Origin of the sequence: Tractidigestivibacter montrealensis, assembly GCF_024741235.1 — a bacterium.
Classification (GTDB): Bacteria; Actinomycetota; Coriobacteriia; order Coriobacteriales; family Atopobiaceae; genus Tractidigestivibacter; species Tractidigestivibacter montrealensis.
This window is the reverse complement of record NZ_JANSKA010000005.1, coordinates 108,046-134,198: the sequence shown is the minus strand read 5'-3', so window position 1 is coordinate 134,198 and position 26,153 is coordinate 108,046. Positions and strand designations below refer to the sequence as shown.

General features: G+C 63.1%; 26 protein-coding genes. All 26 read right to left on the bottom strand.

Translation table 11 applies throughout. The features are described from left to right. Entirely contained in the window at window positions 1-1,380 is a 1,380-nt protein-coding gene (locus NVS32_RS08180) for a site-2 protease family protein (RefSeq protein WP_258499372.1), read from the bottom strand. Continuing rightward, window positions 1,377-2,576 carry a 1-deoxy-D-xylulose-5-phosphate reductoisomerase gene (gene dxr / locus NVS32_RS08175; RefSeq protein ID WP_258499371.1) on the bottom strand — a complete coding sequence of 400 codons (1,200 nt, stop codon included), beginning with the start codon at window positions 2,574-2,576 and terminating at the stop codon, window positions 1,377-1,379. Before dxr ends, NVS32_RS08180 begins: the two co-directional genes overlap by 4 nt. Beyond that, entirely contained in the window at window positions 2,573-3,526 is a 954-nt protein-coding gene (locus NVS32_RS08170) for a phosphatidate cytidylyltransferase (RefSeq protein WP_258499370.1), read from the bottom strand. The genes dxr and NVS32_RS08170 overlap by 4 nt, the downstream gene beginning before the upstream one ends. Next, complete coding sequence (gene uppS / locus NVS32_RS08165; protein WP_258499369.1) at window positions 3,523-4,308, bottom strand: undecaprenyl pyrophosphate synthase; 786 nt, start codon at window positions 4,306-4,308, stop codon at window positions 3,523-3,525. Before uppS ends, NVS32_RS08170 begins: the two co-directional genes overlap by 4 nt. Continuing rightward, a complete protein-coding gene (gene frr / locus NVS32_RS08160; RefSeq protein ID WP_258499368.1) occupies window positions 4,309-4,854 on the bottom strand; it encodes a ribosome recycling factor in 546 nt (181 codons plus the stop codon). Then, window positions 4,851-5,579 carry a UMP kinase gene (gene pyrH, locus NVS32_RS08155; protein ID WP_258499367.1) on the bottom strand — a complete coding sequence of 243 codons (729 nt, stop codon included), beginning with the start codon at window positions 5,577-5,579 and terminating at the stop codon, window positions 4,851-4,853. The genes frr and pyrH overlap by 4 nt, the downstream gene beginning before the upstream one ends. A gap of 227 nt (window positions 5,580-5,806) precedes the next feature. Beyond that, window positions 5,807-6,676: a translation elongation factor Ts gene (gene tsf, locus NVS32_RS08150; protein WP_118110296.1), complete on the bottom strand. Its 870-nt coding sequence runs from the start codon at window positions 6,674-6,676 to the stop codon at window positions 5,807-5,809. Window positions 6,677-6,719: 43 nt separating this feature from the next. Beyond that, window positions 6,720-7,505 (bottom strand): 30S ribosomal protein S2, encoded by a 786-nt coding sequence (gene rpsB, locus NVS32_RS08145; protein WP_059054436.1) that lies wholly within the window; start codon window positions 7,503-7,505, stop codon window positions 6,720-6,722. Between the two features lie 244 nt (window positions 7,506-7,749). Next, on the bottom strand, window positions 7,750-8,730 hold the full coding sequence (locus tag NVS32_RS08140; RefSeq protein ID WP_258499366.1) for a tyrosine recombinase XerC: 981 nt from the start codon (window positions 8,728-8,730) through the stop codon (window positions 7,750-7,752). Further along, window positions 8,727-10,070, bottom strand: a complete 1,344-nt coding sequence (gene trmFO, locus NVS32_RS08135; RefSeq protein WP_258499365.1) for a methylenetetrahydrofolate--tRNA-(uracil(54)-C(5))-methyltransferase (FADH(2)-oxidizing) TrmFO — start codon at window positions 10,068-10,070, stop codon at window positions 8,727-8,729. The genes NVS32_RS08140 and trmFO overlap by 4 nt, the downstream gene beginning before the upstream one ends. Next, window positions 10,054-11,019: a DNA-processing protein DprA gene (locus tag NVS32_RS08130; protein WP_258499364.1), complete on the bottom strand. Its 966-nt coding sequence runs from the start codon at window positions 11,017-11,019 to the stop codon at window positions 10,054-10,056. Before NVS32_RS08130 ends, trmFO begins: the two co-directional genes overlap by 17 nt. Then, window positions 11,016-12,524: a YifB family Mg chelatase-like AAA ATPase gene (locus tag NVS32_RS08125; RefSeq protein WP_258499363.1), complete on the bottom strand. Its 1,509-nt coding sequence runs from the start codon at window positions 12,522-12,524 to the stop codon at window positions 11,016-11,018. The genes NVS32_RS08130 and NVS32_RS08125 overlap by 4 nt, the downstream gene beginning before the upstream one ends. After that, window positions 12,524-13,138, bottom strand: coding sequence for a YraN family protein (locus tag NVS32_RS08120; RefSeq protein WP_158573109.1), 615 nt, complete (start codon window positions 13,136-13,138; stop codon window positions 12,524-12,526). The genes NVS32_RS08125 and NVS32_RS08120 overlap by 1 nt, the downstream gene beginning before the upstream one ends. 233 nt (window positions 13,139-13,371) lie before the next feature. After that, window positions 13,372-14,154, bottom strand: coding sequence for a ribonuclease HII (gene rnhB, locus NVS32_RS08115; protein WP_258499362.1), 783 nt, complete (start codon window positions 14,152-14,154; stop codon window positions 13,372-13,374). A 113-nt stretch (window positions 14,155-14,267) separates the two neighbouring features. Then, the gene (gene rplS, locus NVS32_RS08110; RefSeq protein WP_059054451.1) at window positions 14,268-14,609 is read right to left on the bottom strand and encodes a 50S ribosomal protein L19; all 342 of its coding nucleotides are present in this window, start codon (window positions 14,607-14,609) and stop codon (window positions 14,268-14,270) included. Window positions 14,610-14,762: 153 nt separating this feature from the next. Then, complete coding sequence (locus tag NVS32_RS08105; RefSeq protein WP_258499361.1) at window positions 14,763-15,797, bottom strand: DUF6273 domain-containing protein; 1,035 nt, start codon at window positions 15,795-15,797, stop codon at window positions 14,763-14,765. A gap of 69 nt (window positions 15,798-15,866) precedes the next feature. Beyond that, the gene (locus NVS32_RS08100) at window positions 15,867-16,928 is read right to left on the bottom strand and encodes a deoxyguanosinetriphosphate triphosphohydrolase (RefSeq protein WP_258499360.1); all 1,062 of its coding nucleotides are present in this window, start codon (window positions 16,926-16,928) and stop codon (window positions 15,867-15,869) included. 97 nt (window positions 16,929-17,025) lie between these two features. Next, the gene (ppdK, locus tag NVS32_RS08095; RefSeq protein WP_258499359.1) at window positions 17,026-19,782 is read right to left on the bottom strand and encodes a pyruvate, phosphate dikinase; all 2,757 of its coding nucleotides are present in this window, start codon (window positions 19,780-19,782) and stop codon (window positions 17,026-17,028) included. Between the two features lie 224 nt (window positions 19,783-20,006). Then, on the bottom strand, window positions 20,007-20,411 hold the full coding sequence (locus tag NVS32_RS08090) for a kinase/pyrophosphorylase (protein ID WP_258499358.1): 405 nt from the start codon (window positions 20,409-20,411) through the stop codon (window positions 20,007-20,009). 63 nt (window positions 20,412-20,474) lie between these two features. Next, window positions 20,475-22,571, bottom strand: coding sequence for a glycine--tRNA ligase subunit beta (gene glyS, locus NVS32_RS08085; RefSeq protein WP_258499357.1), 2,097 nt, complete (start codon window positions 22,569-22,571; stop codon window positions 20,475-20,477). Then, window positions 22,572-23,483, bottom strand: coding sequence for a glycine--tRNA ligase subunit alpha (locus tag NVS32_RS08080; RefSeq protein ID WP_258499356.1), 912 nt, complete (start codon window positions 23,481-23,483; stop codon window positions 22,572-22,574). It lies immediately after the preceding gene. A gap of 38 nt (window positions 23,484-23,521) precedes the next feature. Next, window positions 23,522-24,082 carry a signal peptidase I gene (gene lepB, locus NVS32_RS08075; RefSeq protein ID WP_258499355.1) on the bottom strand — a complete coding sequence of 187 codons (561 nt, stop codon included), beginning with the start codon at window positions 24,080-24,082 and terminating at the stop codon, window positions 23,522-23,524. 1 nt (window position 24,083) lies between these two features. Continuing rightward, a complete protein-coding gene (gene trmD, locus NVS32_RS08070; RefSeq protein ID WP_258499354.1) occupies window positions 24,084-24,863 on the bottom strand; it encodes a tRNA (guanosine(37)-N1)-methyltransferase TrmD in 780 nt (259 codons plus the stop codon). Continuing rightward, window positions 24,860-25,321 carry a ribosome maturation factor RimM gene (locus NVS32_RS08065; RefSeq protein ID WP_258499353.1) on the bottom strand — a complete coding sequence of 154 codons (462 nt, stop codon included), beginning with the start codon at window positions 25,319-25,321 and terminating at the stop codon, window positions 24,860-24,862. Before NVS32_RS08065 ends, trmD begins: the two co-directional genes overlap by 4 nt. A gap of 69 nt (window positions 25,322-25,390) precedes the next feature. Continuing rightward, window positions 25,391-25,678: a KH domain-containing protein gene (locus NVS32_RS08060; RefSeq protein WP_258499352.1), complete on the bottom strand. Its 288-nt coding sequence runs from the start codon at window positions 25,676-25,678 to the stop codon at window positions 25,391-25,393. A gap of 10 nt (window positions 25,679-25,688) precedes the next feature. After that, window positions 25,689-26,024, bottom strand: a complete 336-nt coding sequence (gene rpsP, locus NVS32_RS08055) for a 30S ribosomal protein S16 (protein WP_258499351.1) — start codon at window positions 26,022-26,024, stop codon at window positions 25,689-25,691. Window positions 26,025-26,153: the final 129 nt, after the last annotated feature.

Below are 26,153 nucleotides of genomic sequence, written 5' to 3'. Positions count from 1 at the left end.
TCATCCGCCAATCACAAAGGTGACGATGTCGTTTCTCATGGCCACGACAAAGACGAAGAGGAAAAAGGCGAGCCCCACGTAGCTCACGATGGTCTGCGCCCGCGCGGAGACCTGGCGCCTGGAAATGGCCTGGATTATCTCGATGAGGATCTTGCCGCCGTCCAGTGGGGGTATGGGGAGCAGGTTCATGAAGCCGAGGGACATCGAGATGGCACCAATAAAGAACGCAAGCGTGGGAACGCCGGCAGAGGCCGCCTCGGAGGCCATGACCGAGATGCCCACAACGGAGCTGGACTGGTCGAGGACCTCCATGGTGTGCGAGGGAACGATAAGCTTCACGGCATACTCCGCCACCAGCCCACCGTAGGCCACCGAGCCGCGAAGCGCCTGGCCAAGCGAGGGGTAGTACGTGTAGGCCTGGTTGGTGATGCCCAGATACTCGGCTGTCTGGCCGTCCACCAGGTCAACGGTCGTCTCGTGCGCAGAGCCGTCGCGCTCGTAGTCAAGGGTGAAGTCGGTACCGGACTCGAGATACGGCTTGATGGCGGCAACGAGGTCATCGTAGGTGGAGACGGACTCACCATCCACCGCCGTTACGCGGTCGCCCGCCTCGAGGCCGGCCGCTTCGGCGAAGGAGCCCGAAGTGACGCTGCCAATGACGGGCTCATCCGAGACTACCTGCACGCCCATGACCATGAATGAGGCCGTGACAACGACAAGCGCCACAAGCAGGTTGACCGCGGGACCAGCGAGGAGCATCGCGCACCGGCGCCAGAAGCCGCATCCAAGGTAGGTGCGTCCGCGCTCGTGCGCGAGAAACTCGACTGCGCTCATGCCGGGGTCGCGAGGCTCTCCGTAGTCGGTAGTGCCTGCCTGGCTAAAGTCGTGGCCGCGGTCATACTCGGTGCGGAGGCTGCCGTCGCGCCTGAGCGTCTCGAAGCTAGCAGGCCAGTCTGACTGCCCCTTGTGCTCGCCAAGAGCCGGGTCGTAGTAGGGCCTTACGGCAGCCCAATCGGTGAGCGTCGCGAGAAGCCCATAGGCCCTGTCAACGTCGCAGCCCAGCTGAGACGCAAGGTCGCTCACGGCAATCCTGCCGGCACGCTGCACGGCCATCAGAGCGGCACCGAGCAGCTCGTCAGTGGAGTTCTCCATGCCGCAAATACGCGTATAGCCGCCAAGCAGGATTGGGGTAACGCCGATCTCGGTTCCGTGGTCCTTGCTCTTGTGCGAGAGCTTGAGACGGCAGGGCATGCCAAGGAAGAACTCGGTCACGCGTACGCCGCACGCCCGGGCAGCAAGGTAGTGGCCACCCTCGTGTACAAAGACGAGAAGGGAGAGGACGACCACGCCCCAAAAGATCGAAGAAACGACCCCCATCATGCGCGGACTTCCCTGATGAAGGAGCGCGCGAGCTGGCGCGACCTGGCATCTACCTCGGCCAACTGCGCCAAGTTGTCGACAGGCACGGCCTTCGTAGCATTCATGACAGAAGATATGGCGCGCTCGATGTCCAGGAAGCCGCACTCACCTGCACGGAACGCCGCGTTGGCAACCTCGTTGGCGGCGTTTGCGGCACACGGCATGGTTCCAGCAATACGGCCGGCCTCCTTGATGAGTGCGAGGCACCCAAAGGTTTTCTCGTCTGCCTCGCCAAAGGTAACGGGAGCCTCGTGGCACCAGTCCACGGGAACCGTTGGGGCAGACCAGCGCTCGGGATAGCTGAGCGCGTATTGGATGGGGATGCGCATGTCAGAAGGTCCAAGTTGGGCCTTAACCGAGCCGTCCGCAAACTCGACCATCGAATGGATGCGGCTTTGGCGTTGCACGAGCACATGAATGTTGTCAATGTCAACGTCAAAGAGGTGGTGGGCCTCGATGACCTCAAGCCCCTTATTGGTAAGCGTCGCGCAGTCAATGGTGATCTTGGGGCCCATGGTCCAGGTTGGATGCGCAAGCGCGTCTCCTGGAGTCATGCGAGAGAGCTGGCCTCTGGTCATGCCGTAGAAGGGACCGCCCGAGCAGGTAAGCCAGATGCGATTGAGGTCCTGGTCCCTCTCGCCAACAAGGCACTGGTAGATGGCACTGTGCTCAGAGTCAACGGGAATGAGCCTCCCGGGCTTGGCAAGCGGCATGAGAAGGTCGCCGGCCACAACAATCGACTCTTTGTTTGCGTAGGCAAGAATCTTGTCGGCCTTGAGTGCTGCATAGCCTGCAGCCATGCCGGCCTCGCCCACTACGGCGTTTACCACGCAGTCAACGTCGGGAAGCTCCGCAAGCGCCATGACGGCATCGGCGCCAAAGCCAATCTCGCACCCGGACGGGACACCCTCAAGGGCAACGTCATCCTTATGGGAGACATCGGCAACGGCAAGGTGGGTTGCGCCAAACTCTCGCGCGGCCTCAACAAGGCGTTCACAGGACGAGTTCACAGAAAGAGCAACCACCTTTAAGCGATCGGCATGCTGACGACATACGTCGAGCGTCTGCATCCCGATGGAGCCAGAGCACCCCAATACCGCAACGCGAAGAACATGCGGCCGCGGGGAGCGCGCTCCAGGGCGCTCAAACAAACTCATAGAATTCCCCCAAAGAAAAGTACGAAATATGCAGCCATGCTGCCAAAGAGCATGGAGTCTGACCTGTCGAGAAGGCCACCGTGGCCGGGCATGAGGTTGCCCGAGTCCTTGACGCCCACGCCTCGCTTGAGGCGCGACTCGAAGAGGTCGCCGACGACGCCCGCGATGCCCACAAGAAGCCCACCCAAGATGGCAAGCGGCATCTCCAGACCGGCTACGCCAATGGCAGCCATGGCAGCCCAGATGACCACAGAGGCGACGATGCCCCCGTAGAAGCCCTCCCAGCTCTTGTGCGGCGAGATGCGCGGTGCCAGCTTGTGGACGCCGAACTTGGAGCCTATGGCATACGCCATGGCATCGTTGGCCCAGATGGAGAGCATGACGCCAAACGTGAGCGTTGCCCCCGTGAAGCCCTTGTCGATGATGCGGACAAGGACAAGGCTCGAGAAGGTGAGCGAGGTGTAGAGCGGTCCAAAGACCGTAATTGCCACATCCCCCACATTGGCACGCGGCGTGAAGACGTACCAGGCCGCGCATGCCGCAAGGAGCAGGAAGAGGATGATGACAAGGCCCCTCAAGCCATACCCGTAGGCGGCGAGGGGAAACAGCACCGCAGCAGCAAGGCCCACGCCCTCGTTGGGCATGCGACCGCCCATGCGCGCGATGCGGAAGAACTCCGAGCAGCAGAGCCACCCCATGGCGCTGATCATGAGCGTCGTGGCAAAAGGACCAAGGTAAAGGCATACGAGAACCACGATGGCATAGATGGCGCCCGAGGTTGTGCGCGTGAGAAGGCGCTCCGTCCACCCACGCGCGCGCTGCCCGGCAAGGGCGCCAGCGGTACGCTGTGCCTCCTTGGCGTTGCGCCTGTTCTCGAGCTTGTCAATGTGGCGGTCGATGCCTACGCTCTCGCGCTCGTCCCGCTTTCCCTCCGGGCCCTTATCGCTCAACGCTCGGTGACACCCCCAAACCGACGGTGACGGCCCTGAAACGCCTTGACTGCACGCAGGAAGTCCCAGCGCGAGAAGTCTGGCCACAGGGTGGGGGTCACGTAGAACTCGGTGTAGGCGAGCTGCCAGAGCAGGTAGTTGGAGAGGCGCATCTCGCCGGACGTGCGGATGAGAAGCTCGGGATCAGGAAGCCCAGCGGTGTAAAGCCGAGAGGAGATGGCGTTCTCGTCTACGTCTTCCGGCCGCAGGGTGCCTGCCGCGACCTCGTCCGCAAGTTCGCGGGCAGCGCGGGAAATCTCTGCCCTAGAGCCATAGTTAACAGCAAGAGCAAAGGTCATGCCCGTGTGGTCTGCCGTCTGGGCAAGCCCCTCGCGAAAGACATCGGCAGTCTGCTTGGGAAGGGCGTCGATGTCACCAAAGAAGCGAAGGCGCACGTTCTCCTGGTGGAAGAGCGGAAGCTCGTGAAGGAGGGTTGTCGCGAAGAGGTGCATGAGGAGGTCGACTTCATGCTGTGGCCTCTTCCAGTTCTCGGTAGAGAACGCATATACCGAGAGCACGTCGAGACCAAGCCTCACGCTCGTGGTGACGGCATCGCGCAGCGAGTCGACGCCAGCCACGTGTCCCTCGGAGCGGTCGAGACCACGGGCCTGCGCCCAGCGTCCGTTGCCATCCATGATGATGGAAACGTGGCGGGGGATGCGACTCATGTCAACATCTGCAAGGCATATGTCCTCGGGGGGATTGGCGTAGTACTCCCCAAGCTTCTTCTCGTCTATCTGCACCTAGATCTCCATGACCTCTGCGGTCTTCTCCTTGAGCATGGCGTCGACACGCTTGACGTAATCGTCGGTGAGCTTCTGGACGGCCTTCTTCTCGCGGGAAACCTCGTCCTCCGAGAGCTCCTCGTCGCGGTCGAGCTTATTGTTGGTGTCGCGACGGACGTTGCGGATGGAAACGCGGGCCTCCTCGGCGATGTCCTTGCACTCGCGGGCGAGCTCGCGGCGACGCTCCTCGGTGGGCTTGGGGAACGGCAGTCGGATGCTCACACCGTCGTTGGAGGGCGTGATGCCGAGGTCAGACGCCTCGATGGCCTTCTCGATGCTCCTGAGCGCGGTCTTGTCCCACGGCTCGATGACCATCATCGAGGCCTCGGGAACCTTCACGCCGGCAAGCTGCGTGATGGGCGTTGGCTGACCATAGTAGTCGACCTTAATGGGGTCGAGGATGTGGGGGTTCGCACGACCGGTGCGAACGCGGGAGAAGTTCGCCTGGAGAGCCTCCAGGCACTTATCCATGTGCTTCTTTGCCTTGTCAGTGTACTGGCTCATGCTTGCTCCTCCTCGATGACGGTGGTTCCAACGTTCTCGCCAGCAAGCGCGCTCATGAAGACGCCGTCCTGGCCCATGTCAAAGACCATGATGGGCATCTTGTTGTCATGGCAGAGCGCCGTAGCAGTGGCGTCCATGACCTTGAGGTCGCGGGCGAGGACCTCCTTGTACGTGATGGTGTCGAACTTGGTAGCCTCGGGATGGGTGACGGGATCCGCGTCGTAAATGCCGTCGACCTTGGTTGCCTTCATGAGGACCTCGGCGCCAATCTCGCAGGCACGCAGCGCCGCGGCGGTGTCAGTGGTGAAGTACGGGTTGCCCGTGCCTGCGGCAAAGATGACGATGCGACCCTTCTCGAGGTGCCTGATGGCGCGACGACGGATGTAGGTCTCGCACACCTGGTGCATCTCGATAGCGCTCATGACACGGCAGTCCATGCCGTTGCGCTCGAAGCAGTCCTGCAGCGAGAGGGCATTGATGACCGTTGCGAGCATACCCATGTTGTCGCCTTGGGCGCGGTCCATGCCGGCAGCAGCACCCTGAATGCCGCGGAAGATGTTGCCACCACCAACCACAACGGCTACCTGGACGCCGTCCTCCCAGACGGGCTTGATCTCCTCGGCAAGTCTCTGCGGCACCTTGGGGTCAATGCCAAAGGCCTGGTCGCCCATGAGGGCCTCGCCGGAAAGCTTAAGAAGAACGCGCTGGTACTTGTAGGTCGACAAGCCATCCTCCATTCGTCGGGACGTCGCGGCCGCCATATGTCACAGCCGTAACCCCACCGATTCTATCAGAGCACCGTGGTAGTGCCGCTGCGTCCTCGGCGAGTGTAGGGTCTCTGCATACGGAGGACACGACAAGGGCCAAGACCTGTCCCCAAGACAAGAAGAAGCCCCGGCGGGCAACCTGCCAGCCGGGGCAAAAATGATGACTTCTTATGAGGCCGCGAGGGTTACTCGCCGAAGTTGAAGCGCACGAAGGTGACAACCTTGATGTCGTCGCCAAGGGACTTCGAGACCTTCTTGGCAAGGGAGGAGATGGTCTCGTTGGAGTCCTTCACGAAGACCTGCTCGGTGAGGACGTTCTCCTTGTAGAACTTCTCGAGCTTGCCGAGGGCGATCTTCTCCTGGATGGCCTCGGGCTTGCCGGACTCGGCGGCCTGCGCCTTGTAGATGCCCATCTCGTGATCGATGACGTCCTGCGGGACATCCTCGCGCACGGCGGAGACGGGGTTGCTGGCAACGACCTGCATGGCAACGTCGTGTGCGAAGGTCTTGAACTCGTCGGCCGCTGCGGTCTCGGGCTTGGAGAAGGAGAAGCTCACCATGTCGGCGTGCTTGCCGTCGTGGTGAATGTAGCAGCCGATGGCGCCGTTGTCGGCAGTGAGGCGTGCGAAGCGGTTGATCTTCATGTTCTCGCCGATGACGTGGATCATCTCGGTGAGCTCGGACTCAACGGTGCCCTCCCCCATGGCGCAAGCCTTGAGGGCGTCGACATCGGCGGGGTCGTTCTTGGCAACGACCTCGGCCACAGCGTGCGCAAAGTCCTTGAACTTGCCGTTGGTGCCTACGAAGTCGGTCTCGCAGGTGAGCTCGACCATGGCGGCAACCTTGGCGTCATCGGAAACGTAGACGGCGATGGTGCCCTCGTTGGTCTCGCGGCCAGCGCGCTTGACTGCCTTGGCGAGGCCCATCTTGCGGAGGACGTCGACGGCCTTGTCAAGGTCGCCATCGGCCTCGACGAGGGCCTTCTTGCACTCCATCATGGGGGAGTCGGTCATCTCGCGGAGCTGCTTGACAAGAGCGGCGGTAATCTGTGCCATGTGAACCTCCTAATGGGGTTGGTTGGTGTGAGCGAAGACGGGGCTACTCTGCCGCGGGAGCCTCGGCGGCAGGAGCGGCAGCCTCCTCGGTTGCGACGGGGGCGGAAGCCTCGCCGGTCTGCATCTCCTCGGCGGTCACCTGGGTCTCGCCGGTGCCAGCGAGGACGGCGTCGGCAGCAAGCTCGCACATGAGCGAGACTGAGCGGATGGCGTCATCGTTGGCAGGCACGCCGTAGTCGATGACATCGGGGTCGGAGTTGGTGTCGAGCAGGCCAACGACGGGGATGTGCAGGCGGTTGGCCTCGCGGACGGCAATCTCCTCGCGCTTGGTGTCGACGACGAAGATAGCCTGCGGAAGAGCGGTCATGTCGCGGACGCCGCCGAGGTTCTTCTGGAGCTTGTCAAGCTCCTTGGTGAGCAGGGCCTGCTCCTTCTTGGGCAGCGCGTTCATGCGACCGTCCTCGACCATGGCCTCAAGCTCCTCCATGCGGGCGATGCGGGAGCGCATGGTCACGAAGTTGGTGAGCATGCCACCGAGCCAGCGCTGGTTGATGTAGGGCATGTTGGCGCGCTCTGCCTGAGTCTGGATTGGCTCCTGGGCCTGCTTCTTGGTGCCAACGAAGAGGACCTTGCCGCCCTTGGCAGCGGTCTCACGCAGGAACGTATAGGCCTTGTCGGCGTCAATGAGGGTCTGCTTGAGGTCGAGGATGTAGATGCCGTTGCGCTCGCCAAAGATGTAGGGCTTCATCTTGGGGTTCCAGCGGCGGGTCTGGTGACCGTAGTGGCAGCCTGCGTCGAGAAGGGTCTGAATAGTAACCTTAGCAGCCATGTTTGACCTCCATTGGTTGGTCCTCCGCACGATGTCATCCCCAAAGCACCACCCCTGGCCTGGCTTAGAGCCTGGGGCACCACGGTCTTCGAGTCGTCGCGCGTGTGTGATGTTGCCGCCTGGTAGCGACATGCTGGGCATCTGCACAGCGATTGAAGAGTATAGCAGGTAAAAGACGAAGCGGGCAAGCAGCACGTAAGACCTGCTCGTGTTCACCGTTTCACCTTGATTTCCCAGACTCTACTCAGTGTGCCCTGGGGTGCGCTTGGCGCGCCGCGTCCTTGAGCCTCTCGACCGAGAGGTGCGTGTAGACCTGGGTGGTAGAGAGGCTCTCGTGGCCAAGAAGCTCCTGAACGCTCCGGAGGTCAGCGCCGCCAGAGACGAGCTCGGTGGCATAGGTGTGCCGCATGGCGTGGGGCGTGAGCGTGGGATCGAGCCGTGCGAGGCATACATGGTTCTCGAAGACGGTGCGGAGGGCGTCGGCGCTCATCCGCCTGCCACGCGTGGAGAGGAAGAGCGCACCATCAGGCCCCTCTGCCTTCTCGCCCTTGGCGGCAGACGCCAGCCAGGGACGCGCCTCGTCGAGGTAGCGGCTCACCCAGTCGAGCGCCACCTCGTAGAGGGGAACGATCCGCTCCTTCGAGCCCTTGCCAAAGAGCGTGACCTGGCTCCTGCCAAAGTCCACCGAGCCCACGTCGAGACGCGACACCTCGGAGATGCGAGCGCCGGAAGCATAGAGCAGCTCCAAGAACGCGCGGTCCCTTATGCCCGTGGCCTCATCCGTATCGCACGTGGCAAGGAGCCTCTGCACGTCCTCGTCGGACATGGTCTTGGGCAGTCGGCGAGCTCCCTTGGGCGTAGCGAGCGCGGCAGCGGGGTCCACAGAGCAGATTCCCTCCCGGAGCATCCACCCGTAGAAGTCGCGGACCGCAGAAAGCCGCCTGTCAACGGTACGAACCGTGTAACCCGCACGGTTGAGGTCGGCGAGAAACCCGCGCAGGTCGCGGTGGGTGGCCGACAGAGGGTCCACATGAGAGCGCTCTGCCCACGAGGCAAAGGACGCCAGATCTGCCCGATATGCCTTCACGGTGTTCTCAGAGAGACCACGAACCTGCCCAAGGTACGCGAGAAACGCCTGACGCTCCCGTGGCAGTACGCTTGACCCAAGGGGCGCAGGCTCTGCTCGGAGCTCTGCGGAATGCGCGCTGTCTGGCCTAGAGCTCATGAGACGGATTCCTGCCCAATCCCGGCAAAGAGGTCTTGCCTTGCCCGCACAAACGCTGCCATGTCGTTTCTGGCGCGCTCCGCCATGCGACGGCGGCGATCGTCCTTCCGCCTGGGCGCATCCTCCAGTGGTGGGACCAGCCCAAAGTTCACGTGCATGGGTTGATATCCCACCGTAGCCGGATTTGTGGCATAGGCGACAAGCGACCCCAAGGCACCAGTATGCGGCAGCACCGGGTATGTCAGTCCGGAGGTCTCCGCGTATGTGTTAAGCGCGGCGAGAAGGCCAGATGCAATTGCCTCGACGTAGCCCTCGGTCCCCGTTATCTGCCCCGCAAGACGCGTGTGCGTGCCGGGGATGGCAAAGGTTGCGTCGAGGGCGTGAGGCGAGTCCACGAACGAGTTGCGGTGCATGACGCCGTACCGGAGAAACTCCGCCTGAGCCAGCCCCGGAATCATCCTGAAGACGCGCCGCTGCTCTGGCCAGGTGAGGTTGGTCTGGAAGCCCACGAGGTTGTAGGCGGTGCGCTGGGCATTCTCTGCCCGAAGCTGCACCGCGGCCCATGGGCGATGCCCCGTCCTTGGGTCGGTGAGGCCAACGGGCTTGAGTGCGCCAAAGCGGATGGAATCATGCCCCGTGCGGGCAACCTCCTCTATTGGCTGACACGCGCAGAAGAGGTCCTTCTGCTCGAAGTCCCGCGCGATGACGCGCTCGGCGGAAAGCAGTGCATCCACGAAAGCGTCGTACTCGTCTCGCTCCAAAGGGCAGTTGAGGTAGTCACCAGCGCCGCCCCCCTCGTAGCGGGACTGCGAGAACGCAATGGAGCGGTCTATGCTCTCGGCCGAGACTATGGGGGCGGCAGCATCGAAGAAAGACATCGACCCCTCCCCCACGGCCTCCGAAATCGCCTTGAAGAGCGCATCCGAGCAGAGCGGGCCGGCGGCGATGACCGAAGGCCCCTCAGGAATCCGAGTGACCTCCTCTCTCACGACCTCGATGAGCGGATGGGACACGACAGCATTGGTCACGGCGTCTGAGAACTTCTCGCGATCAACCGCCAGGGCACCCCCTGCGGGCACGGAGCATTCCTGCGCGATGGGCAGCAGGCGGCATCCCATGGCGTCAAGCTCCCACTTGAGAACCCCTGCCGCAGTTTCAGGCTTGGTTGACTTCAGGGAATTTGAGCACACGAGCTCCGCGAAGCGGTCGGTGTGGTGCGCGGGAGACATGTGAACGGGGCGCTGCTCATGAAGCCGGACCCTCACGCCCCTGTCGGCAAGCTGGAGCGCGCACTCGCTTCCTGCAAGACCCGCCCCCACAACGTCAACTGTCTGCTGCATGCTCCTCCTTCTCTCCGGCCGGTGACGCCTTCGCCCCAGCCAGACCATTGTGCGACAAATAGAACGCGCTCGTGGGCGCATATCGACCGTCCGGAAGTTTGGTCACCACTCCGGCCGCCTCGTAGTCTGAAAGTGCGCTCAGGACGGTGATGATGTTCTCGCCCAAGCGAGCCGCAAGGTCATCTGCCCTTGAGGGCGATGCGACAAGGGCCGAGAGCACCCGACCAAGGTCCTCTCGCCGTCCCGGGGAATCGGAAAAGCGCAGGCGGCCATAGTCCAGGGAAATTGCCGCCTCAAGCGATGCCTCGTCACAGATGACCCGTGCCCCCTCGGAAATGAGCCAGTTGGTTCCCGCCGAAAGTGGCGAGAAGATCGACCCAGGGATGCCATAGACCTTTCGCCCAAGCTCCACCGCAACGTCCGCGGTGCTCATGGTACCCGAACGCATGCCCGCCTCCGTGACGAAAAGACAGGTAGATAGGGCGGCAATGATGGCATTCCTCTTGGGAAATGCATAGCGTCTAGGCAGCGACCCCCATCTTTCCAGCGATATGACGGCACCACCCGTCGCCACCGCACCGGCGTAGACGTCTGCCGAGCTTGCCGGATAGACCATGTCGGCACCACATCCGGAGACGACAACCGTCTTGCCCCCTGCCTCGAGAGCGGCACGTCCCGCAGCGCAATCGCACCCCATTGCTCCGCCAGAAACAACCACGATACCGCTCTCGGCGGCAACCCTCCCTGCCATCTCCGCTACGGCGATTCCGTAGGGAGTCGCCCTCCTCGCGCCAATGACCGAAAGGCAGGGCCCTTGAAGGACATTGGGGTCTCCCCTTCCGTAGAGCAACTCCGGCACAGGCTCAAGGTCCTGCAAGGCTTGGGGGAAGCCCTCGTCATCAGGCCGTAGCTCCCAACGCTTGCACTCACACGTGGCATCAAAGCTCATAGCTGCCTCCTCGACCGGTACTGAAGGGCCTCTCCCACGTCATCGCGCGAGACCAGCTCGTGGCCACCCACGTCGGCTATGGTCCGCGCCACGCGACCCACGCGCGCTATGGCGCGTCCTCCAAGGGCAAGCCTCTCCGCCGAGTCCTCGAAGAACGCGCGCGCACTTGGCTCGAATCCCAGTCGCGCGACGCCACGGGCCCCGTTGCCAATTCGCGCTTCGTCGCGAGCCTCGCGCCAGGCAGAGAACTCCCGTGCGGCCATGACTTGGTCGAGCATCTCGGCAGAGCCCGCTCCCTCCGAGCCTCGGATCACATCGGTCGAGGCCGGCCGGTGGACGTCGACGACCACATCGATGCGGTCCATGAGTGGTCCGCCAATGCGCCCCTGGTAGGCGGCCACGCGGGCAGGCGCGCATGTGCATTCGTGGGCGTCATCGCCAAGGTGCCCGCAGGGACAGGGGTTTGCCGCTGCCACAAGCTGGAAGTCACAGGGAAAGACGTACACACCGTCAACCCGCACGATCCTGACCTCGTGGTCCTCGAGCGGCTGACGAAGCGACTGCAGCGCGTTTGTCGCGAACTCCGGCAGCTCGTCTAGGAAGAGCACGCCGCCATGCGCGAGCGAGACCTCGCCGGGCATGACGGGCCTACCTCCCCCAACAAGGCCGCCAACAGAGATCGAATGGTGGGGCGCCCTGAAGGGGCGCTCGCCTCGCTCGAGGGGATCTATGGGCTGGCCGGCAACCGAATGGATGAGCATCGCCTCGGACTTCTCCGCATCCGCAAGAGGTGGAAGGATGGTGGGCATCCTGCGTGCAAGCATGGTCTTACCGGAGCCCGGCGGCCCCACCATGAGCATGCCGTGGCGTCCTGCCGCAGCGATGACCATGGCACGCTTGGGAATGTCTTGATCCACAACGTCAGAGAAGTCAAGGCAGCAGGTTCCTTCACCCACGTCAGAGCTGTCACAACACTGTCCCATTCCCAGCAGCGGCAAGTCTCCCACCCCGGACTTCAGACGCGAGATGCCCGAAATGCCATACGCGCCAGTAGAGAGCGCAAGCGGCAGCCTCGTCTGGTCGGAGCAGACAAGCGAGAGCCCCTCCCGCTCGGCGAGAGCCGCATAGGCAACGGCTCCTCGCGGCGGGCACACGCTCCCATCAAGGGCAAGCTCACCGACAAAGAGCAGCTTGGAAAGGCTCTCATGTGGAATCTGGCCCGTGGCGGCAAGCACGGCCACGGCAATTGGGAGGTCGAAGGCGGTGCCCGTCTTTCGAATCTCCGCAGGAGCAAGGTTCACCGTCACGTGAAGCCTGGGAATCTTATAGCCGCACGCCTTCATGGCGCAGCGCACCCTCGATCGCGCCTCGAGGACAGAGGTGTCAGGCATGCCCACAATGGAGAGCCCCGGGATTCCCCCAGAGACGCTCACCTCGACCGTCACGGGCACCGCTTCCACTCCCCTGAGCGTTGCCGTTGGGATGCGCACATCCGGGCTGCCCATCAGTCATCCCAGCTATAGGCGCAGACAAGGTGGCGGAGCTTTGCGTGGCCATAGCCCACCACGTTGATAGCGACCACGTCAAAGCGGACCGAATCGACATTGGTGTGCTCAACAAGGTAGAGAAGGCCAAGCAGACGATACCGCTCCTGTTTCTTGGGATCGACGGCAATCTCTGGCATGTAGTCCGCCTCGTCACCCAGGGCAAGCCTCGTCTTTACCTCAACGAGGACAACACTGTGGCGCATCTCCTCGTCGGGCTCGTCCTCGCTGGCAACGATATCAACCTCGCCCGCCCGGCATCTCCAGTTCATGTCGAGGATGCGATAGCCATTCTCTGCAAGGTAGTTGGCCGCAAGACGCTCGCCCTCGGCGCCAAGCTCCTTTGTGGTGTACTCGTCAAGAGGTTTGCGATCCGCGTCAGGGTCATCGGGACCGTAACCCAACCCCTCGTCCTCGTCGTAGTCTATGCAACGGGTCTCCCCAGGAACGCCAAACCCCATGCCATACCCGTCGAACTCATGGCCAAGGCGTCCGAAGCAGAACTCGCTGTGAGAGCGTCCGCCACCACCAGCCCAGTCGGAACCGCCACGCGCTCCAAACGTCGTCTCACTCATCGCACTCTCCCCTCTCGTAACCAAACGGGAGAGCGATGATGTCACCAGGGGCTTGCACACCACTGACATTACGCGAGCACTTGGCAGGCAGACAGCCGACAGCTCAAAAGAGCCTTGCCAGGAATGTAGAGCTCAGGGTCATCGACAAGCCAACGCAGCCAGAGGCTTTCAAAACAAAACTGCGCGTTGAGAAATTCTTGCCACCCAAAATGAGCGACGCCTGTCGAGAAGACCTAAAAGAGCGGAGGGGTCTCGAGGAAGTTTCCGCAGAAGGACACGCGGTGTATGGGTGAGAGGCCATGCTCTCGTATGGCAGCGATGTGCTCCGGAGAGCCGTAGCCCTTGCATTCCGCAAGGTGATACTCTGGGTACTCCTCAGCCAGTGAGACCATGAGCGCGTCCCTTGTCACCTTGGCGACGATAGAGGCAGCGGCGATGCACGAGACGCGCGCGTCGCCCTTGACGAGCGTGACCTCCTTTGGGCTCACGTGCACTGGATTACCGTCGATGAGAACGGCATCCGCATCAACGCCAGCATCATCGATGGCGCGCTTCATTGCCATGCGAAGGGCCACGCCCATTCCCACGGCATCTATTGAAGCAGGCTCCACGTGCGCAATGCCCACCGCAAGGGCAACGTCTGCGATACGAGCAGCAAGGACCTCGCGCTGTGCGGGCGTAAGTTGCTTTGAGTCGTTGATGCCCCAGACAATCGGCTCATCTGGAAGCGCCATCGCCGCCACGGTGAGCGGGCCGGCAAGTGCGCCACGACCCACCTCGTCAACGCCAAGCACAAGGCCGGGGCCGCCAAGCTCCCGGGCCTTGGCATACATGGCCAGCACGCGGTCGCGCTCCCCCCGCTCACGCGCCAGGCGCCTTTGGGCGACCTCTCGCGCGTGTTGCACCTGCTTGCGGGGGTCGTCAGCGTAGCGCTTCTCAAGGCGGGCAAACTCGTCCTCGTTAGCACAGGCAAAGAGTGCCGCGACTTCGTGGGCTGTTGCCGAAGACCGCGCCAATGGATTCCCCCCAAACCGACGTCCGACCAAAGGGCAAGCGGACGCGTCGTAGCTACATAATGAAGAGGGGCCACCCAAGCGGGCAGCCCCTCCAGACCAAACAATAAGATGCTCTAGCGCTTCTCGGGAATGCGAGCGGCCTTGCCCACGCGATCGCGGAGGTAGTAGAGCTTCGCGCGACGGACGTCACCGTGACGGACAACCTCGAGCTTGGCAATCTTGGGGCTGTGCAGGGGGAAGGTGCGCTCCACGCCAACACCAAAGCTAATCTTGCGGACGGTGAAGGTCTCGCGGGAGCCCGCACCGCTCATGCGAATAACGTCGCCCTGGAAGACCTGCTCACGAGTGCGGTCGCCCTCGATGATGCGATAGTGGACCTTGACGTTGTCGCCAACCAGGACCGTGGGGATGTCCTCACGAATCTGCTGACGCTCGATGGCGCGAATGTAATCCATGCTTTTCCTCATCTCTAGACTAGAGGTGCCGACGCGTATGCGAACGACACATAGGCTTACACACAAGCGAGAATTATAGAGCACCGCGGGCGACCGGACAAGAACTACATAACTTGATGGGTGTCCGGCCTCTGCGCCATGGGATAGGACCCCTTAGATGCAGAGTCCCGCGACCACGCCAGCCGTCGCATTTGCCTGGCCCACCGAGGACGGGAAGCCCGTCTCGCTCGCTCGGAAGAAGTACGAGCTGGAGCTGGTATCAGCATAGTTCAACGGGTACGCGGAACGATACCACCACGGACGAGAGGAGCCGCGGTACGTGAGCGCAAGTGCGCCCGACTGCCCACCGGACTCCTCCGTCACGCCAGCTGCCGAAAAGTACGGGTACTGCGCCCCCTCGGCGTTGAGCACAGTGTCCAGGCCAGCGGTGTAGGAAATCTCAGTAGCAAACTCATCCTCAAACCACGTGATGTTGCCGCAGACCTCGACTGCCGAGAAGGCCCACAGCCCATCGGCCGTCTGGGTGACCGACGCGAGATCCGAGGTAACCCCCACGTTGTTGGAGGCCTTGGAAACGCTCACGATATGGGAGGCAAGGTCATCCGGGAGGAGCGCCATGCCGTCACCTGCAAGCCACGCCCTGAGCGAGGAGGACTCCCATCCGCCCTGGCTGGTGTTAGAGGTTTCCATGGGCTGCTCGGATAGCATGGACACCATGAGCGTCATGCCCGCAACGCCAGAGCCATCGGCGCGCTGGTCATGCCTAAACCCCACAATGCGCGCATACGCCAAGGTGTTGTCATCGAGAACCACCTCGCGCGTCTCGTTGACGGGCGCACCTGCGGCATCTGCCAGTTTGTATTCTTGCGCAATCGCCAGGCCATCGTCGTCCGTCGCAGCAGCGGCGATCTTTGTGGAAATCTGGGAGAGCTCGTCCCAGCTGTAGTCCGTAAAGTCCTTTGGCTCAAGCGTCTGCACAGTCTCAGCACCTTGTCCCTCGGTCTCTTGGCCAGCCTGCTGGGCAGGCACGCCCGCAAGCCCGGGAGCCACGCTCTCCACCAACGGACGCAGCCGGCCCGTCACGGCAAGCGCGAGCACGCCCATCGCAAGCACAACGAAGACGCAGGCAACGATAAGCAACCCTCGTCCCGTGCCCATGTTGTCTCTTCGAATGTGCTTCGGAGCCATGTGCCCTCCCCGGTTGCGCTGCAAGTCATCTAGAGCCTACCAGAGATGCATGCGCATGACATGCCGCCGTCACCTGCCGTGCGTCATGACGCCCTTCCACGAGCGCGGAACGGTGAGGTCCTCAAAGACCCTCACGGCATAGCGGTCCGTCATGCCCGAGACGTAGTCCGCAACCTGCACGTCCGGATGGTCCGAGTCGTGCTTGAGGTACTCCTCGGGCACCTCGTCCATGTGACTTACAAGATGGTCAAAGAGAAGCTCAATCATGCGCGTTGCCTTGGGTTCCTCTTCCTTGGCGTCACCCTTGGTGTAGAGCGACTCGAAGAGGAACGAGCGGAGCTCCATCATCGCGCGCCAGACGTCTTCGGACATGCGAATGTCGCCAGCCGCTGCGCTTCCCGCACAGATATCACGGACCATGACGTCAATGCGCTCGGAGGAGCTGCCCCCGAGAAGCTCGCGAGGACGCTGCGGAAGGTCGCCCTCGGTGAGAAGTCCCGCACGCTCGGCGTCGTCGATGTCGTGGCACACGTAGGCAATGCGGTCCGCACAGGCAACAACCCTGCCCTCGAGCGTCTGCGCGCGCTGCGAGCCGGTGTGGCAGAGGATGCCGTCGCGTACCTCCCAGGTGAGGTTGAGACCACGCCCGTCCTTCTCCAGGCACTCGACCAGCCTCACGCTCTGCCTGTTGTGCCGGAAGATGTAGCGGCCCTCCTGGGAGTCTGGATCGATGCCGCGGTATCGTGCCATGGCACGCGAGAGGGCGCGCTCCCCGCAGTGTCCAAAGGGCGTATGACCAAGGTCGTGCCCCAGAGCGATGGCCTCGGTGAGATCCTCGTTGAGCCCAAGCGCACGAGAAATACTCCGGGCAATCTGCGCCACCTCAAGCGTGTGCGTAAGCCGCGTGCGGTAGTGGTCGCCCTCTGGGGCGAGGAAGACCTGCGTCTTGTTGGCCAGGCGCCTGAAGCTCTTGCAGTGGAGGATGCGGTCGCGGTCACGCTGGTAGCAAGGTCTGAGAAAGTCCTCCTCCTCGGGCACGTCCCTGCCCCTTGACTGCGAGCTCTTGGCTGCCTGAGCAGAGAGGAGATCCTCCTCGCGAGCAATCTGATCCTCCCTGTCGTGAACCCTCATGAGCGCCTCCAACATGCCGGATGCCCAAATAAAGAACAGGGGGAGAGGCACCAGGCCCCTCCCCCTTGCGTGCTAGACGTGCATCAACGCCAAGCCACTAGGCGACCTTGGCAGGACCGCCGTTGGAGTTGATCTTGGCCTGCGCGGCCGCGAGGCGAGCGATGGGCACGCGGTACGGCGAGCAGGACACGTAGTCAAGGCCGAGGTCATAGTAGACCTGAATGGACTCGGGGTCGCCACCGGTCTCGCCGCAGACGCCGCAGACGATGTCCGGGTTGGCCTTGTGGCCGCCCTCGACGCCCATCTGGACGAGCTTGGCGACGCCAGGGTCGACGGTCGCGAAGGGGTTCCGCTTGACGATCTTCTTCTCGAGGTAGAGCGGCATGAACGCGGACTCGACGTCGTCACGGGAGAACCCGAGGCAGGTCTGGGTGAGGTCGTTGGTGCCGAAGGAGAAGAAGTCGGCATGCTTGCCGATCTCGTCGGCGGTGATGGCAGCGCGGGGAAGCTCGATCATGGTGCCGATGGGGATCTCGAGCTTGACGCCCGTCTCCTCCTCGACCTCCTTAAGGGTCTTCTCGACGCCGGCGCGAACGAGCTCAATCTCGGACTCGAAGGCAACGAGCGGAATCATGATTTCCGGCTTGGGGTCGAAGCCCTCCTTCTTGAGCTCGGCAGCGGCGCCCGCGATGGCGCGGACCTGCATGACGTTGAGCTCGGGGTAAACGATGCCCAGACGGCAACCACGAAGGCCGAGCATGGGGTTGGCCTCCTGGAAGGAGTCGAGCTTGGCGAGCAGGGCGCGCTTCTCGGTGCAGTCCTTGCCGGCGCACTCCTCCTTGGTGATCTCGACCTCAAGGTCGCGCGGGTTGTCGAGGAACTCGTGCAGAGGGGGATCGAGCAGGCGCACGATGACGGTCTTGCCGTCCATGGCCTTGAACATGCCAAGGAAGTCACCCTTCTGGGCCTCGCCCAACTTCTTGAGGGACTCCTGCTTGACGTCGTCGGACTCGGCGAGGATGAAGTTCTGGATGAGCTGCTTGCGCTCGCCAAGGAACATGTGCTCGGTGCGGTCCAGGCCGATGCCCTCGGCGCCGTTGTCAGCGGAGAGCTGCGCGTCGGCGGGGTTGTCGGCGTTGGCGCGGACGCCAATCACGCGGCCACGGGCGGGATCCTTGCGGACCTCGTCTGCCCAGTCGAGGATGGTCTCGAGGTCGCCGCCGAGCTGCGGACGAACCAGGGGCACCTCGCCCAGTATGACGTCACCCGTGGTGCCGTCGATGGAGATGATGTCGCCCTCGTGGAGCACGACGTCGGTGCCAGCAACCTTGCACTCCTTGTTAGGAGCGTCGATGTGGAGCGCCTCGACGCCGCAGACGCAGGGGGCGCCCATGCCACGGGCGATGACGGCCGCGTGGGACGTCTTGCCGCCGTGAGAGGTGAGGATGCCCTCGGCCGCGACCATGCCCTTGAGGTCGTCGGGCGTGGTCTCCCAGCGCACGAGGATGGAAGGCTTGCCGGCCTCCTTGAAGGCCTCTGCGTCAGCGGACGAGAAGACCACGGCGCCGGTGGCAGCACCGGGGGAGGCGTTCAGGCCCTTGGCGAGGACCTCGTACTTGGCCTTGGGGTCAAACTGCGGGTGCAGGAGCTGGTCGAGCTGCTCGGGGGCAACGCGCATGACTGCGGTCTCCCTGGAGATGCGACCTTCCTCGTACATCTGGATGGCAACCTTGAGAGCGGAGAGTGCGGTGCGCTTGCCCACGCGGGTCTGCAGCATCCAGAGCTTGCCCTCCTGGATGGTGAACTCGAGGTCCATCATGTCGGCGTAGTGGTCCTCGAGGATCTCGAAGACGTGGTAGAGCTCCTTGCCAGCCTCCTCGAGACCGGGGGTCTTGGGCAGGTCGGAGATGGGCTCGGTGTTGCGGATGCCGGCCACGACGTCCTCGCCCTGGGCGTTGACCAGGAAGTCGCCGTAGCGCTCGTTGGTGCCGTCGGCGGGGTTGCGCGTGAACGCGACGCCGGTGGCCGAGGTGTCGCCCATGTTGCCGAAGACCATGCACTGGACGTTGACGGCAGTGCCCAGGTCATCGGGGATCTTGTTCTGCTTGCGGTACAGGATGGCGCGCGGGGTGTTCCAGGATCCGAAGACCGCCTGCTCGGCAAGGCGCAGCTGGAGGTACGGGTCGTGCGGGAACACGGGCTTGCCGTCCACAACGACCTCGGGGTACTTCTCGGGGTCGACGTTGTCGGAGAAGATCTGCTTGAAGGTGGCGACGAGGTCCTTGAGGTCGTCAGCGTTGAGCTCGGTGTCGAGCTTCACGCCACGCTCAGCCTTCTTGGCGTTGATGGCATCCTCGAAGAGCTGGCCATCGACGCCCATGACGACGTCCGAGAACATCTGGACGAAGCGGCGGTAGGAGTCATAGCCAAAGCGGGGGTTGCCGGTCTTCTTGATGAGGCCCTGGACGGAGTCGTCGTTGAGGCCGAGGTTCAGGACGGTGTCCATCATGCCGGGCATGGAGAAGGGGGCGCCGGAGCGGACGGAGACGAGCAGCGGGTCGTCCTTGTCGCCGAGCTTCTTGCCCATGCGCTTCTCGAGGTCCTTGCGGTAGACGTCGATCTCGTCGAGGACGCCGTCGGGCCAAACGTTACCAGCGGACGAGTAAGCGACGCAGGTCTGGCAGGTGATGGAGAATCCCGGAGGAACGGGAAGGCCGATGTTGGCCATCTCCGCCAGGTTGGCGCCCTTGCCGCCGGTGATCCACTTCGCCTCGTCGACGGTAGCGCCGGCAACTTCGGTCACGTTGTTGCCGTTCTCGTCCTTTCCGAAGCGGTACACGTGCTTCTCAGACATTTCACTCCCCTGTTCGAACAACCTGACACGCCTTGCGGCGCGCACTCACATCGCGGCGCCAGGTTCAGGGCACCGCAACGCCCAATTCTAGACAGACCCATTTTTGTGAGATGCCAAAATCAAGCGGTAACCGGTAGACGGAAAAATACGCCGGCGAACGTAACAAAAATGGGGCCAGACGTGAGTCTGGCCCCCTGAACGGACAAGAGATTTGTACCTATGAGCTAGTCATTCGAAGCCGGGCGCTCAGAGAAGGTGGCGCCAATGGCGTGACTCGGCTCCTCACCGGTAAGCGTGGAGATTACCGTAACTGCAGGCCCGAGCAAGTCGATGGAAGGAATGCCCCTCCTGTCGAGCTCACGGCGAATCTCGCGGCGGAGCTGCCCGTTAGCAAACGTGTGGAAGACGGCGCTCGGCCTCTCTGGGTCGAAGTTCTTGTCGAAGTAGTCTCGGACCTGCTCGACGCTCTCGACACCAGACACGCGGATAATCTCGACGGAGCCATCGCCAAACTGAGCAGCGGCAGCCTCAACAACAGCCTTTGCGGTTTCGCCGCGCGCGTCAGAGAGCACGTAGATGGCAGGGACAACGTGGCTAAAGACATCGTCGTCCAGATCAAGTTTTCTCATAGTCGATCCTCCCAAGTGACCCAATCGTGCGGGGACGTTGCAGCAAGTGTAACCGCTCTTACCCTACTTTCGCTTCGAAAGTGCGCCAATATCGGCGACGTCACCAAAGACGCCAGCGAAACGGTTGAGGAGACGGAGCCTGTTGTCCCTCACTGCCGGATCGGGGTCCATGACAAGGACGTCGGTGAAGAAGCGGTCGATGGGGCCGCGAAGGCCAGCCAAGGCCGCGCAGGCGGCGTCAAAGTCACCAGAGGCCAGGGCAGACGAGACGGCGTTCTCGCCCTCCTCGCAGGCGGCGAGAAGAGCCTTCTCCGCATCCCCAAGGACGCTCGCGTCGACGTTGGTGCCGAGAGACGCGTTGGCAAGGTGGGCGGCGCGGGCATAGGCCGTGGCGAGGTCCTCGAAGAGCTCCGGGCTCTCGGAGCGTGCGCGGTCGAGTGCGGCGGCGCGGCGAACGAACTCCTCCGGGTCGATGACGCCAACGGCACCCACGGCCTCGATGGCGTCGGGCGCGATGCCCTCGTCCTTGGCGATTGCCGCAAGACGGCCCTGGAAGAAGGAGGCCACGGAGGAGGCGACCACCTGGGAGTCGAACTCGATACCCTGCTCGGCGTAGGACGCGAGCGCCAGCTCGATGAGCGGACGCAGGTGGACAGCGGGAAGCGTGCGCAGCATGGCGATCACGCCAATTGCCGCGCGGCGAACGGCGAAGGGGTCGGAGGAGCCAGTGGGCGGCTCGTCGATGGCGAAGATGCCGCACACGGTGTCGAGCTTGTCCGCAATGGCAACACACTTGCCCACGAGGCCAGACGGGAGCTCGTCTCCAGCAAAGCGAGGACGGTAGTGCTCACGGATGGCGTCACAGACCTCCTGGGGCTCGCCCGCTGCTTTGGCATAGTACCCGCCCATGACGCCCTGCTGGTTGGTGAACTCGACCACAGCCTGGCTCACGAGGTCGGCCTTGGCAAGGTGTGCCGCACGCTTGGCAAGCCCGCAGGTGCGCTCGTCGGCGCCCGATGCCTTTGCCACGGTCTCGGCGAGAGCCTCCATGCGCGTGACCTTCTGACGAACTGTGCCGAGCTTCTCCTGGAAGACAACGGTGCCCAGGCGCTCGACGAACTCGTCCATGGGAACCTTCAGGTCCTCCTCGTAGAAGAACTTGGCGTCGTCGAGACGGGCGCGCACGACGCGCTCGTTGCCGTCGACCACGGTTGCGGAGACCTTGGGGTCTGCGTTGGAGACCACGACGAACTCGCGCGTGAGGTTGCCGTCGGCGTCGTAGACGGGGAAATAGCGCTGGTTGGAGAGCATGGACTCGCAGATGATCTCGTGCGGGACCTTGAGGAACTCCTCGTCGAAGGTGCCAACTAGGACCGTTGGCCACTCGCAGAGGTTCACGACCTCGTCAAGCGTGCGCTTGGGAGTGTCCACGCGGCAGCCGGGGCGCTCGGCCTCGACCCGGTGGATGCCATCGAGAATGGCAGCGCGGCGCTCGTCCTCGAGCAGCACGCCATTCTCGCGCAGCACGTCGGCATAGGCGGCGGGGCTCTTCACCGCGTGGTCACCGGCGCCAAGGACGCGGTGCCCGCGCGTGGTGGCGGCACTCGTGACGTCGGCGTAGCTCACGGGCACAACGGTTGACCCGAGAAGCGCGCAGATCCAGCGGATGGGGCGCACGAAGGTCTGGTGTTCGGAGCCCCAGCGCTGGCTCCTGTAGTTGGGCCACTCGATGGAGCCGATGACCTGCTCGGAGAGGGCGGAGAGGATGGGCGTGGCGGGACGCGCGTCGACGTGCTTCTCGGCAAAGACGTACTCGCGGCCATCGGAGTCCACGCGTCGCGCCAGCTGCGTGGCATCGACGCCAAACTTGCGAGCAAAGCCCTGGGCCGCCTTGGTGGGGGCACCGTTTGGGTCGAAGGCGATGTTGGCCGCGGGCCCGCGCTTTACCTCGTTGAGCTCCTCGGTGGCAAGGGCAACGTCGTGAACGTAGGCAACGAGCCTTCTCGGCGTCTGGTGGGTCTCCACCTTGCCGTGCGCGAGGCCGGCCTCGTCCAGCCCCTTGCGCACAAGCTCGCCAAGCTGCACCACAGCGTGGTTAAGCGGGGCGGACGGCATCTCCTCGCAGCCAATCTCGAGCAGGAAGTCCTTGGTCTCGGCCATCTAGGCCACCTCCCCCTTCACGGATGCGTCATCCTTCTTACCAGCCACCTCGGCGAGGTAGGCCTCGCAGCAGTCCTTGGCTACGGTACGGACGCGCAGAATGTAGTTTGCACGCTCCGTTGCGGAGATGGCACCGCGGGAGTCGAGCAGGTTGAACGCGTGGCTGCACTTCATTACGCAGTCATAGGCGGGAAGCGGCAGGTGGGCGTCAAGGCAGGAGTGGCACTCCGCCTCGTACTCGTCGAACTTCTCGCGCATGAGATCAACGTTGGCAACCTCGAAGTTGTATGCAGAGAACTCGCGCTCGTTCTCGAGGAAGACGTCGCCATAGGTCATGGGCGTGCCGTCAGGCAGGTAGCTCCATACGATGTCGTAGACCGAGTTCACGCCCTGGGCGTACATGGCGATGCGCTCGAGACCATAGGTGATCTCGACGGGAACCGGGTCGACCTCGATGCCACCAACCTGCTGGAAGTAGGTGAACTGCGTGACCTCCATGCCGTCCATCCACACCTCCCAGCCAAGGCCCCAGGCGCCCAGCGTGGGGCTCTCCCAGTCGTCCTCGACAAAGCGGACGTCGTGCTCGGCGGGGTCGAGGCCGATGGCGGCGAGGGAGCCAAGGTAGAGGTCCTGTGAGTCCACGGGAGAGGGCTTGAGGAGCACCTGGAACTGGTAGTAGTGCTGAAGGCGGTTGGGGTTCTCGCCATAGCGGCCGTCTGCCGGGCGACGGCATGGCTGCGGATAGCAGGTGCGCCAGGCGGCGGGGCCAAGCGAGCGCAGGAGGGTAGCCGTGTGGAACGTGCCCGCGCCCACCTCTGAGTCGTACGGCTGCATCACGGTGCAGCCCTTGTCGGCCCAATAGTGCTCAAGGGCAAGAATCATGTCTTGGAACGTAAGCGGGCTTTCGCTCATATCCGTCCTTCCTCCGGGAGGAGACGCCGACGCGGCCGCTAGAGGGCCTTGACGTCGGGAATCGGCCAATAGATGCAGAGAATCTTCGACGTCACCGAGCTCACCCTCACGGGCCCAAAGTAGCGCGAGTCGAGAGAGTTGGTGCGGTTGTCGCCCATAACCCAGATGTAGCCGTCCGGGATGGTATATGGATAGCTAATGCCTGCCGAGCCAGCCTGGTCCGAAAGCGAGTAGCTGGGCTTGCCAAGGGTGTAGGAGGACTCGTCGAGCTGGACCCCATCCACGTAGACGTTGCCGTCACGCAGGTCGACAGTCTGGCCGGCAACGGCTATCACACGCTTCACAAGCGTGGTTCCGGGCTCGCGCGGGCTCTCGAAGGTCACGACATCGCCAGCTTTGGGGGACTCCCAGTTGAGCGTGACCTTCTCGCCAAGGAGCAGATCACCCTCCTGGATGGTCTCGAGCATGGATCCCGACGGGACTTCGTAGACCCCCACCACAAAGGTACGCAGCAGCAGTGCCACGCCAAGCGCAACGAGGATGGTCACGACGACGTCGAGAAAGCCGCCCCTCTTCTCCTTTGCCTTGCCCTTGGACACGCTATTCCCCTTCTGCTGCAGGGCCTTCGTTGTCGGGCCCTTGCTGATCATTGCCCTCACACATCGCCTGGCGCGCGAGCTCCCACTCTTCCTCAGAGAGTCCGGCGCCGTCAAGCAAGTCTGGGCGCCAGCGGGCAGTGCGCTCGATGGCGCTCATCCTGCGCCAGGCGTTCACCTTGCCGTGGTCGCCGGAGAGAAGGACATCTGGCACGCGCTGCCCATCATAGTCCGCCGGGCGCGTGTACTGAGCGTACTCGAGCAGGCCATCCGAGAATGACTCGTCACGAGCGCTCATCTCGTCCCCAAGAGCACCAGGCAACAGGCGCACCACCGCGTCGATGACAACAAGCGCGGGAAGCTCCCCGCCCGTGAGGACGTAGTCTCCCAACGACAGGACGTCGTCAGCGAGGCTGTAGGCGCGCTCATCCATACCCTCGTAGCGACCGCAGACGAAGAGCAGGCGCTCCTCGTGGGAGAGCCGCTCTGCCACGCCCTCGTCAAAGCGGCGTCCGCAGGGCGAGAAGAACACCACGTGCGGGGCGCACTCGGCGCGCGACGAGATGTCGCGGACCGCCTCGAAGATGGGCGCAGGCTTCATGAGCATGCCCTGGCCGCCACCAAAAGGAGCGTCATCAACCGTCCGATGCCGATCGTGCGTCCAGTCGCGCAAATCGTACGCAGAAAAGGAGAAGATTCCCTTGGCCTGCGCACGGCCCATGATCGAGGCATCCAAGTAGGGCGAGAAGACGCCCGGGAAAACTGAGAGCGTCTCGATGATCACAGGTCGTCACCGCCATCGACAAGGCCAGAGGGCACGCGGACCCGAATGACGCCGGTATCCGGAACCTCCAGCACGACGTCATCGACAACTGGGACAAGAACCTCGCCAAACGGGCCCTCGACGACCCAGACATCATTGGCGGGCCCCACCATGACTTCCTCGATGGTCCCGAGAAAGCCAAGGCTCTCATCGGCAACCTCGCGGCCAAAGAGCGCCTCAGCGTCGTGGAGCGCGACGTCATCCGGCAGGTCCTGCTCGCGAGCAAGCAGATAGCGACCACGAAGGCCGTCTGCGGCGTCGATGCCCGTCACGCCAGAGAGCGAGACGAGCTGGCTGTGTGCCCCCTCCGATACGTGCGTCACCACGTGTGACCTTGGACCCTTGAGACGAGGGGGCACCACGAAGACCTCGAGGCCCTCGCGAACAAGAGGGGGAAGGCCGTGAACGGCAACCGTCACGACCTCCCCCGTTCTTCCGTGCGACTTCTCGACACGGGCTATGACTCTGTAGCGATCACGCAAGGTAGCCTAGCCTACGACCTCGACCTCGACAGAGGCCCCCACGCGCTGCCCAAGGGCGCGCGCGAGGGTACGGATGGCCTTGATCGTGCGGCCCTTGCGGCCAATCACGCGACCAGCGTCCTCCTCGGCACACGTAACCTCGATGAGGGAGCCCTCGTCGCTGTCAGTGACGTCAAGCGAGACGGCACCCTCGTCGTCAACGAGACCACAGACGATGTACTCGACAAGGTCCGCGACCTTGTCGGAGGGCATCTCCTGCTCCTCGTCAACCTCGTCGTTGATGGTGTCTTCCATGGAGGCGCCCCTACTCGGCAGCAGCCTCAGCAGCCTCCTCGGCCGCCTTGGCAGCCTTGCCAGCAGCCTTCTTGGAGATCTTGGCCTTCTTCTCGACGACGGGCTGACCGTTGCGGACAACGTCGATGAGGTGAGAGACGGAGTTGGTGGGCTGGGCACCCTTGGAAATCCAGGCGTCAACCTTCTCGAGGTCGATCTCGATGGTCTTGGGGTTGGTCAGGGGGTTGTAGCGGCCAACCTGCTCGATGTAACGGCCATCGCGAGGCATGCGGCTGTCGGCGACGACGATGCGATAGTACGGACGCTTCTTGGCACCGTGACGGGCCAGACGAATCTTAACTGCCAATGAAAACTCCTCCATACGAGCGGTGCCCTGGTGTAGTGTCATGGCTGCACCGCATAGCCACATAGCAACTAGACATTCTACGCCCACCCAGCAGGTGCGCAAGTTGCAGATTTTGTGAACCATATGACT